Source organism: Mycobacterium sp. DL592, from assembly GCF_011694515.1.
In the GTDB taxonomy this organism is placed as follows: Bacteria; Actinomycetota; Actinomycetes; order Mycobacteriales; family Mycobacteriaceae; genus Mycobacterium.
Genome location: NZ_CP050192.1, coordinates 1,602,312 through 1,619,298 on the forward strand (window position 1 = coordinate 1,602,312; position 16,987 = coordinate 1,619,298).

The window sequence follows — 16,987 nt, forward strand, 5'->3', positions numbered from 1 at the left end:
GTTTGCAACAGGTTTTGGGGGGAACCAATGGCTGTTCGGTATGAGCTGCCCGCACCGAGCTTCGATGAGACGGCTGCGCCGTCCGCGGCGCGGATGCGCGGAGCGATCCGTCGACTTCGGTCAACCAAGAGCCGACTGTTCGTGCTGGAGAAACTGCTGCGGGCCGTGCTGCTCATGCCGCCCTACCTGGCCTACGTGATCCTGTTGGCTCCGCGGGTCCTCCTGCGCCGGCCGACGGTGGTGAGCGGCCGCGCGGACTTCGGTGCCCTGTTCACCTGCCGGCTACCCGACCTCGTCCAGACCTACATCTGGATGTTCGGCGAGTGGGAGCCGGATCTCACCCGGTTCATTGCCGGACGGCTGCGCGACGGTGACACGTTCGTCGACGTCGGTGCCAACGTCGGCTACTACTCGCTGCTGGCCGCCGAGTGCGTCGGCCCGAGCGGCACGGTGGTGGCGGTCGAGGCGTCGCCCGTGGTCGCCGCCGATCTGCGTCATCACGTGGCGATCAACCAGACTGAGAACCGGATCCGCGTCCTGAACAAAGCCGCCTCCGCCGAACCGGGCACCCTGACCATCTATGCGGGTCCGGCCCACAACGTGGGAATGACCACCACCGTGCAATCGCACGGTATGCATGCCGAGGCGGAAATCGAAGCGCTGCCGCTGAATTCGATGCTGTCGGCCGATGACATCGCGGCCACCCGGCTGATCAAGATCGACGTCGAGGGTGCCGAACCCGACGTGGTGGCCGGGATGGCGCCACTGATACCGGCGCTGCGCCCCGACGCCGAGGTCGTCATCGAATTGTCGCCGAAGTGGTGGGGCGACAAGACATTACGTCCGATCGACGTGCTTCGCCCGTTCCTCGACGCGGGATTTCACGTTTACAAGATGCGCAACAGCTACACGGTGTGGCGCTACCTGTGGCCCAACGACGTCAGCGACGCCGTTCGAGTCCGGCGTCCGTTGACCAAGCGGGTCGCGCGCCTGGACCTGGTGCTCTCGCGCGTCGATGCGGACAGCCTGCCGATCGACTCGCACCGCTTCGTGCGGCTGTTCGGCTGACGCCGAACCGGCTCAGCGCTTGAGCGGGCTGTAGAACACCAGGCCGTTGCCCTTGTTGTCGTAGACGACGGCGCGGCGTTCGTGGGCGTCGTCGTACGGGCCCTTGACGATGCCTCCGCCACTCTCCTCGACGGCCTTGGCCGCGGCGTCCACATCGGCGGTCTTGATCCCGACCACGACCTGCCCGGGGATGGGATGGTCGATCTCGGTGGCCAGGGCCAAGGTGACCGCACCGCCGTCGAGCGCGGCGAAATGCGTGCCGTCGCGGAACTTCACCGCCATCCCCAGGGTGTCGCTGTAGAAGGCGATGGACTCATCCAGGTCATCGGTCGACAGGATGATCATCTTGACTTCGTGGTCGCTCACTTCGTGCCTCCGGTGTGATGGGTGGATTCATCGTAGGCTCGTCGCGCAGGGCAATGAGGCCGGTGTCGGCGGCGCCCGCTAGCATCCCCACTCGTACCGTCCACGATCTGAGGCAGCCGCATGGGGGAACGCGAGTTCGCCATCGCTACCGCGGTACTGCGTGCCACCGGCTACCTGGAGGCCCTCAGGATCTTCTCCGGTCTGGCCTGCATCGGTCTGGGACTGCTCAGTGCTATCGAACAGTTCCACAGCATTCAGCCGCTGGGGCCGGACGGATCGGTGGCCCGGGCCATCCATCTGACACTGTTGGTATCGGCTCTGATCATCGGCGTGTGGTGGCTGGTTACGCCATGGCCTGGGTACCGGCGGGCCATCGCGTTCGCAATCTGGGGCGACGTCGCGCTGGCGGCGTCGGCCGCCACGCTCACCGCGCCCGAAGCGCGCCTGTCGGCCACCGTCTACATGTGCCTGATCGGCGTGTTCGTCGCCGTGCTGCTGGGGTATCGGCTGCTGATGGTTCATTGCGCCTTCGCGACAGCGACCATCGTGGCCTTCACCTGGGTCGGCGTCCGTTACGACGGTGCCCCGTTGGCGGAGCTGTCGCTGTACTTTCTGCCGGCCCTGACGACGGTGGTGGTCATGCCGGTGATCGCGGGGATGGTCGTCGAAGGCACTCGCCGCGGGCTGAGCGCCACCGCGCACGCAGCCAATCGGGATCCGTTGACCGGGCTGCTGAACCGGCGCGGGCTCTACGCCGAGACCGGTCTGATGCTCGCCCGGTGTCCGCGCGATGCGGTGATCGCGGTCGTCGTCATCGACCTCGATGGGTTCAAACAACTCAACGACGACCACGGACACGGTGTGGGGGACGCGACGTTGTGCGCGGTCGCCAACCAACTGACGGAGGCCATCCGGCCCAACGATCTTGTCGGCCGCTTCGGAGGCGACGAATTCGTGCTTGTCGCGGCACTTTCCGATGAGGTCGACCTCGACAGCTTTGTCGAGCGGGTGCGGGCGTTGACGCTACGAAACCATGTGGGGGTGGCGCTGGGGTCCAGCGTGGGCGTCACCTGGGAGCCCGGTGGCGCCGCCGACTTCGATTTTCCCGCCACCCTGCACCGCGCCGACGAGGCGATGTACAGCGCCAAGCGGGTCGGCGGCGGGACGGCCGTGGTTGTTGCGCCGCCGCATGCCGGGGATGCTCAGCCCGCGGTGTAGCGGCCCGTCTCGATCGCCTGATTCTGTCGTTATCGCTCCAGGATCAACAACGGAATCTCGCGCGGCGTATTGCGCTGATATCCCGCATATCCCTTGTAGGCCTTCACCACCTTTGGCCACAGCTCGGCGCGTTCCTCGGGGGTGGCCGTGCGCGCTCGCATCGGTGTCGTCGTGTTGTTCACCGTCACCTTCACGTCCGGGTTGGCGACGGCGTTCTTGTACCAGTCGGGATGGTCCTGATGCCCGCCCTTGGAGGCGACGACGACGATGCGCTTGTCGTCGTATATCGGGCTGGTCAACAAGTTCGCGTACGGCTTGCCCGATTTGCGGCCCACTGTGTGCAACTCGACGGGAAGCATTCCCATCACCGTGCGCGGGAACCGTCCGCCGGTCAGGGCCAGCACCAGGCGGTGACCGTTTTCGAGGAGCCAGGCGCCGGCCTCGGCGACGCGATCGGATTTCTGCATGGGACCACCTTGCGCTGCGGTGTGGAGCAGGGACAAGCGGCCCGTACCCTTTGACGGTGACTGAGATCGACCCGGACAAGCTCGCCACCTGTCTGCAGGTGCTCCAAGAGGTCCGGTCCCTACCACCCGAGCATCCTGACGCGGTGCGGGTCCGCCGCGCCACCGCGGGCATCTTCAAGTCGGTCAAGCTGGCCCGCCGGCACGCCAAACGGGACGCCGTGGCCGCCGCCGACCGAACCGTCGTCGCGGCCACAGCCACCGGGGCGCCCGGGCGGATCGACGACGAAACCCAGGGTCTGCCGCTGGTGTCCACGGCCGTCGGCGCCAGTGCCGGCACCCTGATCCGATCCCGGGCCTGCTACATCTGTAAGAACCACTACACCGTCGTCGACGCCTTCTACCATCAGCTCTGCCCGGACTGCGCGGCGCTGAACCGGGCCAAGCGCGACGCCCGCACCGACCTGACCGGCCGCACCGCGCTGCTCACCGGCGGTCGCGCCAAGATCGGCATGTACATCGCGCTTCGGCTGCTGCGCGATGGCGCGCACACCACGATCACCACGCGATTCCCCAACGACGCGGTCCGCCGGTTCGCAGCGATGGACGACAGCGCCGACTGGCTGCACCGGCTGCGCGTCGTTGGCATCGATCTGCGCGACCCAGCCCAGGTGCTCGCGCTGGCCGACGAGGTCGCCGGCCGGGGACCGCTGGACATCCTGATCAACAACGCCGCGCAGACGGTCCGCCGGCCGCCGGGCTCGTACAGCGCCCTGGTCGAAGCCGAGCGTGCGGCACCGCCGGAACTCGTGGACGTCATCACTTTCGACCACGTCAGCGATGCGCATCCACATGCGTTGGCTGGCAGCCTCGGCGAGCATCCGGACGCGCACGCCGTCACCGAACTGGCGCTGCAGGCCCGCAGTGCCTCACCGGAGCGGATCGCCGCCGGGACGGCCATCGACGCGGGGGGACTGCTGCCTGACACCAGCGCGGTGAACAGCTGGACGCAGCGTGTCCACGAAGTCGATGCGATGGAGTTGCTCGAGGTGCAGCTGTGCAATCAGACCGCGCCGTTCATTCTGGTGAGCCGGCTCCGCCCGGCCATGGCGGCCTCGCCGGCGCGACGCAAGTATGTGGTGAACGTGTCGGCGATGGAAGGCCAGTTCAGCCGGCGCTACAAGGGGCCGGGGCATCCACACACCAACATGGCCAAGGCCGCGCTGAACATGTTGACCCGCACCAGTTCTGGCGAAATGCTCGAGACCGATGGCATCCTGATGACCGCCGTGGACACCGGCTGGATCACCGATGAGCGGCCGCATCCCACCAAGGTGCGGTTGGCCGACGAGGGCTTCCACGCCCCGCTGGATCTGGTCGACGGCGCCGCGCGGGTGTACGACCCGATCGTGCGTGGCGAGGCCGGCGAGGATCTGTACGGCTGCTTCCTGAAGGACTACGCGCCGAGTAACTGGTAGCAAGTGTGTTTGTCGTGCATGGATTTCGGTGTTGCGGCCGAGGCGTGGCTGCTGGCCCGGAAACGCGGGCCTGGGTGCAGGAAACTAGCGACGAGGTGTTTCCCGACCTGACGTGGGACGAGATTAAAACATTGCGCCAAAAATTCGACGACACAATCGATTAGGCGCCTGCAGAGCCTCGCCGAGTAGCGGCTACCAGAGCTGGGAGGGCAATGGACGCACGGGCGTGGCACTCGTGCAAGCAGTGCTGCGCAACAAGGAACTGACACGCCGGTTCACGGTGTCGGTGTCGGCGGGCTCCTGGCCGACACCGATGCCTACGTCGCTGCGTTGACGAGTTTTGGCGACGGGGACGCCGCACTGCGGGCGGAGGAACTGAGATTCAAGTCCGCCAATGCGCACCGCTACCTCGAACCGCTCACCGAGGCGGGCATCCTCGTCGAGGTGACCAGCGGAGCCCGCAACCGAGTGTGGCGTTCTCCCGACGTACTCGCCACCCTCGATGCTTTCGCCGAACGCGCCGGCCAGCGAGGTTGATACGCGAGAATGCACCTCGGACATATCTGATCGGCAGGGGGTGTCGTGGTGCTGCTTCGGGTGATGCGACGGTTGCGCCCCCAGGCCTTGGCTTCGCCATGAGGACAGTTGTCGTGGGTCTGATTGGGGTATGCGGCGTGCTGGCCGCAGAGGCGTCTTCGCTGTTGATACCCGAACGGCATGCGATGTCCTGGTTTTCAGGTGTCGCGCTGGCTATGGCGCTCGTCGCAGTCCGATGGTCGCTGGGCCGTCGACCAGAATCCAGACCAGCAGACGGCGGCGCCGACGAGACCGGGACGACGATCAAACGATGGGTGGAGCGGACCGAGTCTGAGATCGCGTGGTCAGACTCCACTCGGGCGGACTGGGATCGCCGTCTTCGGCCCGCGCTGGCCCGGCAATTCGAAATCGCCACCAGGCAACCACGGAACAGAAACCCAGCAGCATTCGCGAACACAGGCCGCATCCTGTTCGGAGATGACCTGTGGCGCTGGGTCGATCCCGAGAACATTTCGCGCACCGGCGCCCAGGAACGCGGGCCAGGCCGGGAGGTGTTCGTACACATTATCGAGCGTCTGGAGCGCGTGTGACACTGCCGGTGAAGTCGACAGCAAACCTCTGCGAAGCGATTCTCGATGAGATCGGACGCGCCGTGGTGGGTAAGCGCGAGGCGCTGACGCAGATTCTGACCACCGTGCTCGCCCGGGGGCATGTGCTCATCGAGGACCTCCCGGGCTTGGGGAAGACGTTGATCGCCCGGTCGTTCGGCGCGACGTTGGGCTTGGATTTCACGCGCGTGCAGTTCACTCCGGATCTGCTGCCGGCCGATCTGCTCGGGTCGACCATCTACGACATGCAATCGGGGCGTTTCGAGTTCCGCCAAGGACCCGTTTTCACCAATCTGCTGCTGGCCGATGAGATCAATCGGACACCTCCTAAGGCGCAGGCAGCCCTGTTGGAGGCCATGGCCGAGCGGCAGGTCAGCATCGACCGAACCACGCATCCGCTGCCGGACCCGTTCATCGTGCTGGCGACCGAGAATCCCATCGAGTACGAGGGAACCTATCCGCTGCCGGAAGCTCAGTTGGACCGGTTCGCGATCCGCCTCGAACTGCATTACCTGTCTAGACCGGAAGAACGGTCGATGTTGCGCCGCCGCCTCGATCGCGGCTCTGCCGAACCACAGCTCCGCCAGGTCGTTGACCGGCATCAGCTTCTGGCCATGCAGGAATCCGTGGAGCAGATCGCCGTCGATGACGACGTGCTGGATTACGTGGTGTCGCTGGCCGACGCCACCCGCCATCACCCGCAGGTCGCAGTGGGGGCTAGTCCGCGTGCGGAACTCGACCTGGTCCAACTCGCCCGTGCTCACGCGCTGCTGCGTGGACGCGGGTATGTGATCGCCGAGGATGTCAAAGCCCTCGCTGTCTCAGCCATGGCTCATCGTGTCATTCTGCGTCCGGAGATGTGGGTGCGGCGGATCCAGGCCGGTGACGTTCTGGCCGAACTTCTGGAGAAAATGCCCGTCCTGCCCAATCGAGGTACGCCGTGAGCGAAGCTCGCGAAATCGCCGTCCAACCTGTTTGGCGCGCATCGTCATTGACACTTGCGATCGCCACCTGCTTGGCGGTGGTTCTCGCGGGAGCGGCGTTCAGCGCACGCTGGCAACTGATTACGCTCGCCGCGCCGCTTCTCGGCGTGTTGTGCTCGATCTACTTGGAGTCGGATAAGCCCACAGTCTCGGTTCGCAGCTCGGCAGCTCGACAATACTTCTTCGAATCCGAGCAAGCGCAGATAACCTTGACGTTGGCATCCGATGCTGTTGCTGCACTGACCATCTCGGCAACAGACGGAATGGGCGTCGAGATCCTCGACTGCACGCCGTCTCAGCGGAGAGTCGCGGTCTCGGCCCGGCGCTGGGGACGGTATGTGGTGTACGCCCACGTCGAGGTTGGGGCTGCCGGTGGGCTATTGCGCGGAGCGGCGATCGTGGAAGCCGCGGACTGCTGTGTGTTTCCGATTGCGCCTCCGCAAGATACCGGCCTGCCCATCACGGAACTGCCTGACCGCCTCGGCAGCCACCTCGTCCGCCGAAGCGGTCCTGGTGTCGAGTTCGCCGACATCCGCGCCTACGTGCCGGGCGACCAACTGCGCACGGTGAATTGGCCCGTTAGCGCCCGGCGCCGCACATTGCACGTGACTGAACGGCTCACTGACCGTGCCGCTGACGTGGTGGTGCTCATCGACAGCCATGCACAACCTCTCGGCCCCGCTGCAGAGGCCACCGACCGGATGGCGCGCGGCGCAGTCCAAGTGGCTCAAACCGCGTTACGGCACGGCGACCGCGCCGGTATCGTCGCCCTCGGCAATCGGAGAATCCAATGGCTCGGCGCCGATATGGGTAAGGCCCAGTTTTACCGGATCATCGACACCATTCTCGACGCGACGGGCCCCGGGCCCGACACTGGCACCAGCACACTGGTTCCCGCAGGGGCGGTCCCCGCTGGAGGGATCGTCATCGCGTTCTCCACGCTACTGGAGACCGATTTCGCCTTAGCGCTGATCGACCTGCGAAAGCGCGGGTACGCGGTCGTGGCCATTGACATGCTCGTCGGAACTCCCTTCACCGACGACCATGACCCGTTGGTCGACCGCCTGTGGGCGCTGCAACGATCGTTCATGCACCGCAATATGTCCACCGTCGGCGTGGACGTCGTGCCTTGGACACCGGAGTACACCCTCGATCAAGCCATGGCGCTGGTTCCACAACATCGACGGCCACGCCGAAGGTCACGATGAAGTACATCCACAGCAAGACGCGTCTGCTCTCGCTCCTGGTCGGGCTGATGATGGCAGCAACTGGGGGAATCCACACCACCGGAATTGCAACCATCGCCGCTCTACTCAGCGCTCTCGCTGTGGGCGTGGGTACTCGTGAGCGGCACGCTGCAACGCTTGCCGTTTTGCTCGCCGCCGCAGCGATCATGCTCAGCGATGTATCTGCCCTGCAAGCAGGACTGGTAGGGCTGTGCGGCGCCTGCTATCTGTTGCTGCGTCACACCGAGCGAGGACGCGTTGGCCGATCCCCGATCATTGCTGCCGTGTGCGCCAGCGTCGTTGCCGTGGCTATCGCATCATTACCGATCCATGTCCCGTGGCTGACGACCCTTGCCGCACCGATCATGTTTGTGGCCTACGTAGTGGCGGTCCGACCGTTCTTCCACGGAGCCGTCGCACGTTCGAAGAGGGACACGGATTTACGTAAGCTCCCGGTGGCCACCAGATGAGCCGTCCTGAAGTCGACCAGTAGCCATTAACTTCAGTTGTATGCGGCCAGGTTTATCGAGATCGCGCGTCGTTGGCGATTCAAATAGCCGGCTCAGTCACAGCTCAGGGTTCGGCCCTATCTTCGCAAGGTGTGCACCCGACGGGTTTGTTGGTCGCGGTTGTCGCACTGGCGGCAACCGTCGCGTTCATGGTCGGGGCGTGCTGTGGCATCCTCGTCAGGTAGAGACAATTGTGCCGCACTGATTACATTGTGCCACAACCGATTTACCTGCCTTGGCGAGGGGTTTGCAAGTCCGCGAGCCTTCGATCGGCGAAGAAGGTATCCGCCATAAGCCAGTTGGTTTTAGCGCCTCTGTGCGAATGCACTCTCGGATGGATGCTTTCACTCAATGGTCATCGTTGAGCGAGCAGAAAATCGCTGATTGGCTCAATAGGCAGGACGTCCTATGGATGAAGCTAGGTTGGGGGTGTGCAGTCGGTAGGAACGGTCCGGGAGTGGCATACAGATGAAGGGTGGGGTGTCGTCGATTGTCCCGACACCCCGGGGGGCTGCTGGGTCCACTTCAGCCACCTCTTTCACGAGGACATTGCCGCGCCCGGTTCCGGCGAACTCGTAGAGGTCTCCGGCGGCTTCCGTGAAGCGTTTGAGGGCGAGACCGTGGATTTCGACTGGCAACCGACTGCGTACCCCGGGAGTCAGGACGGCTACTCCTTCGTCGCCATCACCGTCTGGCCCCGCGGACGGACGGCACCGCACCGCACCATCCGCTACTACAAGGATGGAATCGACCGGTGACGTGAATTCTCCCTGTCGCCCGCCTTTCGGTCCCGGTGTTGAAGTCAGTCCCGCCTTCTCAGGGCCCACCAAGTTCCTTCTCCGAGCAAGACGAGGATGGCGGCGAGGAAGAAGGACCACATTGGAATGCCTTGGGAGGCAGGGGAAGCCGCCTCAGCGGGTGGGCCGGGCTTACCGGTTCCGGCAACGCTGAGGTGGAAGGGCCACGATCCGGACACGACGTGTCCGTCGGCGGAGGTCACCCGATAGTTGACGGTGTAGGTGCCGACCGGACCAAGGGGCAGCACTTCGAGGGAAATGACGGCCCCCTGTAGATGAGGTTGCCCGGTGGACCACAGATTCCCGTCGGGTCCGACGACCGTCATCGCCGCAAAGGTCGTCTGAAGGGGTTCGTTGAACGTCGCGCTTACCTGGGTAGGCCCGGTGGTCAGTACCGCGTCGACGGCGGGGTCGGTGGCGATGCGCACGGCGTGCGCTGAAGCTGCCGGCGCACTGGCGAGCGCAATGATCGCCAACGCCGCGAACACCGACGCCGCGGCCGATTTCATGATCGGCGCCGCGTCACCAAGGTGATGGCCACGCTTGCCGCGGCGATCAAGAGAGCGGACCCGGCCAGCCAACGTGAGGTGTTGTCCGAAGCAGGCGCCGCCGTGGGTGCCGCGGGCGCGGGGCTCGCTGACACGGTTGGAGACGGCTCGTTTGCGGCGTGCGGAGTTCCGCCTAGAGTCAGCGTCGGAACGGGGTGTTCGGGCTCGGCGCCGCCTGCGGGAGTGGGCTGATCCCAGCGCACGGCGGTGCCGTCGTTATAGGTCTGAGTGGTGGGGAAGCTGGCAGTAGCACCGGTTGGCAGCGTGGCCGCCACCCGGAACAGGGCGAACTGGTCGGGCGGAATGCCGGCGCCGGGCGCCGCAGTCCAGGTGATGGACTTGACGGTCCCTGCCGCCATATTGCGGTCTAGGCGAGCCGCCCAGCCAGGGATCTGTTCGACGCTTACCTCGGTCAGATCGGGGAGGGCGACGGTGACTTCAGTCGTCAACGCTCCTTTGTCGGACTCGTTGGGGACCTCAAAAGTCAGAATGGCGTCATCACCCGGGGTGGTGTGGTCGGCATCGACGTGAACGTGTGCCCACGCAGGTGCCGCGGCCGCTGCAGCGACGGCGCCCAGAGTGCAGGCGCACGCGACCACGTGCACTGCCCTGGCAGTGATGCTGTTGCTTCTCATATCGGTTGCGCTGGCCTTCCCTGGGTCAGTGGAGAGTTTCAGGTCCCGCATCAGTAGTCGGCCCAACCGAGCGCGGGGTTCCCTGTCAATCACCTGTGTGCTACCGCTTTGTGGTCGCCGTCGGATATGTTGCTGTCGTTCATTGCGAGCGGTTGCGGAAACCGGTGCTATTCCGGTGCGGTCGCGCCACTGTGTCCGTCGGAACTGAGAGATTTCTCGGAGCCCGCGGGAGCCAGACCCGGCCGCTCGCTATCAACCACGACAGGGCGCAGTTCCCTCGAAGGGGCGTTTGATGCCGGAAGCACTTCCCACCGCCAGCAGCACAGCGCTTCGACGGCGACTCGGCGCGTGGAGCAGACAGGATTGGTTGGAGGTCGGCGCTCTCGCTGCGGTGATCGGCGCCCTTCACGTTGTCGGTTTCGGCGCGCTGATCCTGTTCGTCGCGCCGAACCACTACCAGGTTGGCGCGGAAGTCTTCGGGGTCGGTCTGGGTGTCACCGCCTACACCTTCGGTCTGCGCCACGCGTTCGATGCCGATCACATCGCGGCCATCGACAACACCACCCGCAAACTGATGGCCGACGGCAGTAAGCCGAAATCGGTCGGGTTCTGGTTCGCCATGGGGCATTCGGCGATGGTGCTCGTGATGGCGGTGTTGGTGATCGCCGGAACCAAGGCCGTCAGTACGCTGCTTGATGCGGACTCGCCGGCGCGCCACGGCCTGGGCCTGGCTGGGACGCTGGCATCGGGTGGGTTTCTCTACCTGATCGCCGCCATCAATATCGTGGCGCTGATCGGTATCTGGCGGGTGTTCGTTGCGCTGCGCAATGGGACGTTCGATGAGCGCGAACTCGACGCCGCGCTGGGTAATCGTGGGTTCCTGGCACGGGTTCTCAGGCCGATCATGCAGCGCATCAAACGCCCGATCGGCATGTTTCCGGTCGGTCTGCTCTTCGGATTGGGTTTTGACACCGCGACCGAGGTTGCGCTGCTCGCCCTCGCAGGATCGGGGGCGGCTGCCGGTCTGCCCTGGTACGCCGTGCTGGTGTTGCCGGTGCTGTTCGCTGCCGGTATGAGTGTGATGGACACCGCCGATGGTCTGTTCATGACCGTGGCCTACGACTGGGCGTTCGCCAACCCGATTCGCAAGATCTATTACAACTTCACGATCACCGGGCTGTCGGTCGCGGTCGCGCTGCTGATCGGCACCATCGAGCTGGTATCGGTGCTACATGACGATCTCGGCCTGATTGACCCGGTGACCACTTGGGTCAGCTCCATCAACCTGAATAATGCCGGGTTCGCGATCGTCGGGCTGTTTGCGGCTACCTGGCTGTGCGCCGTCACCTACTGGAAGGTCGCCGGAGTCGAAAAGCGTTGGGAAATCAGTCCATCAGCCCGGTGATGATCGGATCGGGTTGGGCCGGTATCCGCCGATATAGCCAAGTGCCATGTTGAGGGCCAATTCGAGGGGGCGGACGCTGCGTGTGGTCTGCGCCATGAGCAGGCCGCCCTGCAGTGCGCTCATCATCGTCAGCGCCAGTTCGTCCGGGTCGGCTTCGACGATGAGTTCGCCGTTGTCGCGCATGATGGCGAAGCCGGTGGATAGATAGGACTGCCATTCGGCGAACGACCGCGCGAGCTCGATGCGCGCGGAGTCGGATCTGTCGGCGAGCTCGCTCACGAGGGAGCCGAGGGGGCAGCCGCCGATACCTTGTGTTGTGCGCGTCATAACGACGAGGTGATCGCACCAACGCTGCAGGCCGCTCCAGGATGTCACCTCACGTAGGCGCGGCTCCTGTGCGGCGATGACTCGCCCGAGCTGAGTCTTGATTACCTCGCTGATAAGGGCGTCTTTGTCGGCGAAGTAGTGATAGAGCTGCGACCTGCTGGTGTGACTGGCCGTCATCACCGCGTCGAGGCTCGTCCCTGCCACGCCGCGCTCTCGGACCAGAGATGTGGCTTCAGCCACGATGCGAGCCTTGGTGGCCGCTCCGCGGGCCGTCAGCCGCGGGGCGGAACGACGCTCGTTTGTCACCACGGCCGGACAGTAGCCGAATTGGAATTGTCAGTCCACTTTTCGCCCAGCATGATCCCAGTGTGGTCAACGCATCATCCGCGACGGAGTTCGACATCGCGCGATCCGTTCCCACCCGGTCAATCCGGTGAGAGGCAAAAACCACTGCCACATCACCGGTCTGAATTAGTAGCTAACACATTTGAGAGGGATTGTGACTCGCACCGAAGATGCCAGGATATTGAAATACAACTCGATGTTTCTCGGCCTGTTCATGTTCATGTTCGGTTTCTTGAAATACTTCGAGCCTTTTCGCACCATGTTCGACGTGCAGATCACCGAAAGTGGCCTGCCCCGACTCAGCATCCCCCTGGGCAAAGTCGGCGAAATGGCCATCGGCTTTGGCTTGTTGTTGCCGGCGTGGTTCAGCCACAAGATCCCAAACCTCTACCGCCCAATCGTGTTTGTCGCGTCAGCCGGGCTCGTGGTCAACATGGGAATTGCGACCTACGTGCACTTACAACCCAATGTCCCAGCCAACGTCCTGCCCCTCGGGATCAAAACCCCGTACATCCCGCTGTTCGTCATGTTCTTGGCGGTCGTGAATCTCTATCAAGCCTATCGAGGCCACAGCCGCCGGCTCGAAGGGCATACCGAGACCACGCAACCGCAATCGGCTTCGTCATGACGGTGTGATCGCGCTCGATTCACTCCGATGAGTTCGCGGTCGGACATGCCACTCAGCTGTCAACGAAACACGATGAAAGGACCTCTATGTCGCGCCTCGAGAATGGCCAACGGTTCCCCCCTCTGGACGTCCCCGCCGTGGGGGGCGGCACGATCAGCCTGCCTGGCGACCTCGCCGGCTCTTACGGCGTCATCCTGATCTATCGCGGGTCCTGGTGCCCTTACTGCAACGCACAACTCGGCTCGTTCTCGCGCGCACTTGACACCCTCAACGAGCTCAATGTCAAAGTCGTCGCCCTCTCTGTCGACGACGAGGACACCTCCACGGAACTCGTCGCCAAGCGCAAGCTGCATTTCCCGGTCGGATACGGTGCTGACGTCGACCAGGTCGCCGCCGCGATAGGTGCCTACGTCAACGATGATCCGCACTATCTGCAGTCGACCGGCGTCATCCTCGCACCGGACGAGACGGTGTGTCTGGCTGTGTATTCGAGCGGGGCAATCGGACGGCTCGTCCCCGAAGACGTAGCCGGCTTCGTCAAATATGTGTCCGCACATCCGGACACACGGTGAGCGACTTCGTTTAGCGCTGCGTGCTAAGCCATGCGATCGGCTTGGGACGCAACTCTTTCGGCGGTGGCGGACGAACGTGCCAACCCGGTGAAGCCCGGCGCGGGCCCTCTTGCCCCTGACCGGGCGGCGACCCTGAAATGATGGCGCGATGATGAATCCCCTGCGTGGAATGCAGTTTCGTCTACGACCTCCGTCAGGCGACGACCGCGGGGCGGGACATACGCGAACAGGTTTCCGAGGTTGCCGCGATGTTGGTCGCGGAGGACGTTGACCTACGGTCACGCACACAGCCCGAAGTGTGGTCACCGCTTGAGTACGGATGCGGCGGTTTCAATCCGTGGAAGAAAACTCGCGGGTCTCTATTGGTGTGGTGGGGTGCCCGCGAGAGGTGGCTCGATGGTTCCCCGGGGAGTCGTCCTGGGTTGTAGCCGCCGGGCCACCGCTGTGTGTTCCTTTGGCCGCCGGACCCTTCGCGTGTCCTCTGGCGCGGTCTTACCTATTCCCGCGACTTGTGGCTGTCGCTGCGGGGGCTTTCTTCTGCGTGGGGGTGTGTGCGGCTGTCGCTGGGGCGGCTGTTGTGTTGCCGGTGGGTGTCGCCGCCGCGGTCGGAGCGGAGTTCTTGGGTTTGACCGCTGCCGCCCCGCCGACCCTTGTTCCGATGGCGATGCCTGGGCCTGCCTTAGTGACGGATTGACCAGTCTCTCCGATCGCTCCTGCGATCGCGAACGGACCCGGTTGCGCTGATACAACGTTGCCGCTGCCGAACGCGTTGAACGCCAAACTGCCTGTGGCCACGGTTGCTTTGTTGTCACCGGCAAGAACAGTGTTGTCGGTTCCCAGCACGTTCACGGCGGTATTGAAGTAACCACTCGCTATAACGTAAGGGTTGGATTTACTCGCGGGGCCGAACAGGTTGACGGCGATGTCGGCAATACCGGTGGCCTCTACCACATCGAGATTCGGGCTGGCGGGGGTGATATTGATGGCGATATTCAGGCCGAGCTGGCCCGACCCACCAGGTAGTGCGTGGGACCCAGCAGTTAGGGCATAGGCATTTTGGCCTAGTGCCGCGGTGATTCCGAACAAGCCGTCAGTATTCGCCACCGCACCGTCGCCGACCGCCGTCGCGAAGGTAAAGGCGTCGTCAGTGAAGGCTCTAGCTCCGGTGCCGACCGCGAACGCGCTGCCGAACAATCCGTCGGCGTGCGCTTGCGCTCCGGTGCCGATCGCGATCGCGATCGTGGTCAGGGTGCTGGTGCAGTCGGCGGTGTTACCGATGCCGAAGAACGACGCGCAGTTGGCGTTGGCGGTGGGGGCACCGGTTAGTGTTCCGGCGGCCAGCGCACCGGACACCAACGCCCCGAGCAACACGCCACCCTTTACCCGAATCTGATCGACCATGGTTTCTCCCGACCACTGGTGGGTATCTGAATCGGAAGCTACTCCGGTATCGCGAGGTCCAAGGTTTTTCGGCGGATTATTCACGCACTAGTAAGTGGGTGTGCTGCGGTGTCGGGGCCGCCTTTCAGTGCTACACCCAGACCGGGTGAGAGGCGAACGCACAACACCCCCGGGCACCCAAATGGTGACCGGGGGAAGGACAGTAGCCTGTCAAGCAGATGGGGACTGCCCCCAGTTTGGTTGACTCCTTGATGTGCCCCGGCGGCCGAACCCACGCCCGCACCCCGGTGCTCATGCTCATCGAGGACCTCAACGTCAGAATCATCAACGCCGCTACCGGAGAGCTCATCCGCGAACTGACCATCGACACCACCAGGGACTACCAACCACGCGGAGTCCCACCCGGCCCCAAACCGAAAAGCTGTGAACCTAATGCAGGTTCACAACTATTCCGATGTCCTGAGACATCACACAGCGCCCCCGGCAGTGTGCTGGTTCAGGACATCGGCGACAGATGTCTCGCGACATAGGCGACACATGTCCCAGGTCATCGGCGACACCGCGACCGGGCGTGATGCTCGGCCATGCCGCAACCGCTTCGAAAGCCCGTCTGGTCATCACCGCGTTATTCGTCGACTGCCAGAGTCCCGCTGAAGTGTCCGCCCGGTACGGCGTGCACCGCGCCTGGGTCTACAAACTCAAAGCCCGCTACGAAGCCGAGGGCCAGGCTGCGCTCGAGCCCCGTTCACGGCGGCCCAAGACCTCTCCGGGCGCTGTAGCACCCGACGTTGTCGAGCTGATCGTGCGACTGCGCAACGAGCTGGCCGCTGCCGGCTTAGACGCCGGCCCTGACACCATCGCCTGGCACCTGCACCACCACCACGGCCACCACGTGTCGCGCTCGACGATCAGCCGACATTTGCGCGCAGCCGGGCTTATCACCCCTGAGCCCAAGAAGCGCCCGAAGTCCTCCTACATCCGGTTGCAGGCCTCGATGCCCAACGAAACCTGGCAATCGGATTTCACTCACTACCGACTCACTCGCCCCGACGGGCGAGCTGGCGCCGATGTCGAGATCATCAGCTGGCTCGACGACTGCACCCGCTATGCCCTGCACGTGAGCGTCCATACCCGGGTGACCACGCCGGTCGTTGTCACCACCTTCCGCAAAGCCATTGCCCAACACGGGATTCCTGCCTCCACGCTCACCGACAACGGGATGGTCTACACCGTCAGACTCTCCGGCGGCCACGGTGGCCGCAACAACTTCGAAGCAGAGCTGCGCCGCCACCACGTCGTTCAGAAGAACTCCCGCCCCAGCCACCCCACAACATGCGGCAAGGCCGAACGATTCCAGCAGACGATGAAGAAATGGCTGCGCGCCCAACCCGCCCAGCCCTCCACGATCGCCGAACTCCAAGCCCTCATCGACCGCTTCCTCGACGAATACAACCACCGCCGACCACACCGATCCCTGCCCCACCGGGCCACCCCAGCCACGCTCTACGACTCGATGCCCACAGCGCTGCCGGGCCCGCTCACCAACCCCACAACCCACGACCGAATCCGACACGACATCATCGACAAGGCCGGATCAGTGACACTGCGCCACAACAGCCGCCTGCACCACATCGGCATCGGACGAACCCACGCAGGAACCTGCGTCATCGTGCTCATCCACGACCTCCAGATCCGAGTCGTCAACGCCGCCACCGGAGACCTCCTCCGCGCATTAATCCTCGACCCCACCCGCGACTACCAACCCACCGGCGCACCCAAAGGACCCACCCGAAAACCCCCAAATAAACAACAGCCGAACCTACATTCGTAGGTCCGGCTGTCGCCGATGTCCTGAGACATCACACAGCGCCC

At 64.2% G+C, this 16,987-nt stretch carries 19 protein-coding genes and 1 riboswitch; of the genes, 13 read left to right on the top strand and 6 right to left on the bottom strand.

Features of this window, described 5'->3' with window-relative positions:
- Positions 1–27 precede the first annotated feature (27 nt).
- The gene (locus HBE64_RS07715) at positions 28–1,068 is read left to right on the top strand and encodes an FkbM family methyltransferase (protein WP_167099910.1); all 1,041 of its coding nucleotides are present in this window, start codon (positions 28–30) and stop codon (positions 1,066–1,068) included.
- Between the two features lie 12 nt (positions 1,069–1,080).
- On the opposite strand, the gene HBE64_RS07720 is transcribed toward HBE64_RS07715, so the two are convergent.
- Positions 1,081–1,434, bottom strand: a complete 354-nt coding sequence (locus HBE64_RS07720; RefSeq protein ID WP_167099913.1) for a VOC family protein — start codon at positions 1,432–1,434, stop codon at positions 1,081–1,083.
- Between the two features lie 120 nt (positions 1,435–1,554).
- Between HBE64_RS07720 and HBE64_RS07725 the strand changes: the two genes are divergently transcribed.
- Entirely contained in the window at positions 1,555–2,652 is a 1,098-nt protein-coding gene (locus HBE64_RS07725; RefSeq protein WP_167099916.1) for a diguanylate cyclase, read from the top strand.
- A gap of 29 nt (positions 2,653–2,681) precedes the next feature.
- On the opposite strand, the gene HBE64_RS07730 is transcribed toward HBE64_RS07725, so the two are convergent.
- Complete coding sequence (locus tag HBE64_RS07730; protein ID WP_167099919.1) at positions 2,682–3,119, bottom strand: nitroreductase/quinone reductase family protein; 438 nt, start codon at positions 3,117–3,119, stop codon at positions 2,682–2,684.
- Between the two features lie 56 nt (positions 3,120–3,175).
- Here HBE64_RS07730 and HBE64_RS07735 point away from each other — a divergent pair, with 56 nt between their 5' ends.
- The 7 genes from HBE64_RS07735 (at position 3,176) to HBE64_RS07765 (ending at position 9,215) form a co-directional block, all read left to right on the top strand.
- The gene (locus tag HBE64_RS07735; protein WP_167099922.1) at positions 3,176–4,594 is read left to right on the top strand and encodes an SDR family oxidoreductase; all 1,419 of its coding nucleotides are present in this window, start codon (positions 3,176–3,178) and stop codon (positions 4,592–4,594) included.
- Positions 4,595–4,924: 330 nt separating this feature from the next.
- A complete protein-coding gene (locus HBE64_RS24460) occupies positions 4,925–5,131 on the top strand; it encodes a hypothetical protein (protein WP_208300584.1) in 207 nt (68 codons plus the stop codon).
- A 113-nt stretch (positions 5,132–5,244) separates the two neighbouring features.
- Positions 5,245–5,721 (top strand): hypothetical protein, encoded by a 477-nt coding sequence (locus HBE64_RS07745; protein WP_243841528.1) that lies wholly within the window; start codon positions 5,245–5,247, stop codon positions 5,719–5,721.
- Complete coding sequence (locus tag HBE64_RS07750; protein WP_167099929.1) at positions 5,718–6,683, top strand: MoxR family ATPase; 966 nt, start codon at positions 5,718–5,720, stop codon at positions 6,681–6,683. Before HBE64_RS07745 ends, HBE64_RS07750 begins: the two co-directional genes overlap by 4 nt.
- Positions 6,680–7,930, top strand: a complete 1,251-nt coding sequence (locus HBE64_RS07755; RefSeq protein ID WP_167099933.1) for a DUF58 domain-containing protein — start codon at positions 6,680–6,682, stop codon at positions 7,928–7,930. The genes HBE64_RS07750 and HBE64_RS07755 overlap by 4 nt, the downstream gene beginning before the upstream one ends.
- On the top strand, positions 7,927–8,418 hold the full coding sequence (locus HBE64_RS07760; protein ID WP_167099936.1) for a hypothetical protein: 492 nt from the start codon (positions 7,927–7,929) through the stop codon (positions 8,416–8,418). Before HBE64_RS07755 ends, HBE64_RS07760 begins: the two co-directional genes overlap by 4 nt.
- Positions 8,419–8,888: 470 nt before the next feature.
- Entirely contained in the window at positions 8,889–9,215 is a 327-nt protein-coding gene (locus tag HBE64_RS07765; RefSeq protein ID WP_167099940.1) for a hypothetical protein, read from the top strand.
- Positions 9,216–9,259: 44 nt separating this feature from the next.
- Here the strand turns inward: HBE64_RS07765 and HBE64_RS07770 are convergent, their stop codons facing one another.
- Both HBE64_RS07770 and HBE64_RS07775 read right to left on the bottom strand, forming a co-directional pair.
- Positions 9,260–9,763, bottom strand: coding sequence for a copper resistance CopC family protein (locus HBE64_RS07770; protein WP_167099943.1), 504 nt, complete (start codon positions 9,761–9,763; stop codon positions 9,260–9,262).
- Positions 9,760–10,437 carry a YcnI family protein gene (locus HBE64_RS07775; protein WP_167099946.1) on the bottom strand — a complete coding sequence of 226 codons (678 nt, stop codon included), beginning with the start codon at positions 10,435–10,437 and terminating at the stop codon, positions 9,760–9,762. Before HBE64_RS07775 ends, HBE64_RS07770 begins: the two co-directional genes overlap by 4 nt.
- Before the next feature lie 113 nt (positions 10,438–10,550).
- A riboswitch (cobalamin riboswitch) is annotated at positions 10,551–10,698 on the top strand.
- Positions 10,699–10,729: 31 nt separating this feature from the next.
- Between HBE64_RS07775 and HBE64_RS07780 the strand changes: the two genes are divergently transcribed.
- Entirely contained in the window at positions 10,730–11,842 is a 1,113-nt protein-coding gene (locus HBE64_RS07780; RefSeq protein WP_167099950.1) for a HoxN/HupN/NixA family nickel/cobalt transporter, read from the top strand.
- Here the strand turns inward: HBE64_RS07780 and HBE64_RS07785 are convergent.
- On the bottom strand, positions 11,831–12,478 hold the full coding sequence (locus tag HBE64_RS07785) for a TetR/AcrR family transcriptional regulator (protein ID WP_208300585.1): 648 nt from the start codon (positions 12,476–12,478) through the stop codon (positions 11,831–11,833). The two genes, HBE64_RS07780 and HBE64_RS07785, sit on opposite strands and share 12 nt — an antisense overlap.
- 190 nt (positions 12,479–12,668) lie before the next feature.
- On the opposite strand from HBE64_RS07785, the gene HBE64_RS07790 reads away from it, so the two are divergent.
- Positions 12,669–13,142 carry a hypothetical protein gene (locus HBE64_RS07790; RefSeq protein WP_167099953.1) on the top strand — a complete coding sequence of 158 codons (474 nt, stop codon included), beginning with the start codon at positions 12,669–12,671 and terminating at the stop codon, positions 13,140–13,142.
- An 86-nt stretch (positions 13,143–13,228) separates the two neighbouring features.
- Positions 13,229–13,714: a peroxiredoxin family protein gene (locus HBE64_RS07795; protein WP_167099956.1), complete on the top strand. Its 486-nt coding sequence runs from the start codon at positions 13,229–13,231 to the stop codon at positions 13,712–13,714.
- Between the two features lie 492 nt (positions 13,715–14,206).
- On the opposite strand, the gene HBE64_RS07800 is transcribed toward HBE64_RS07795, so the two are convergent.
- Positions 14,207–15,199: a hypothetical protein gene (locus tag HBE64_RS07800; protein WP_167099958.1), complete on the bottom strand. Its 993-nt coding sequence runs from the start codon at positions 15,197–15,199 to the stop codon at positions 14,207–14,209.
- A 571-nt stretch (positions 15,200–15,770) separates the two neighbouring features.
- Between HBE64_RS07800 and HBE64_RS07805 the strand changes: the two genes are divergently transcribed.
- Positions 15,771–16,946: an IS481 family transposase gene (locus tag HBE64_RS07805; RefSeq protein WP_243841529.1), complete on the top strand. Its 1,176-nt coding sequence runs from the start codon at positions 15,771–15,773 to the stop codon at positions 16,944–16,946.
- The last annotated feature ends 41 nt before the right edge of the window (positions 16,947–16,987 follow it).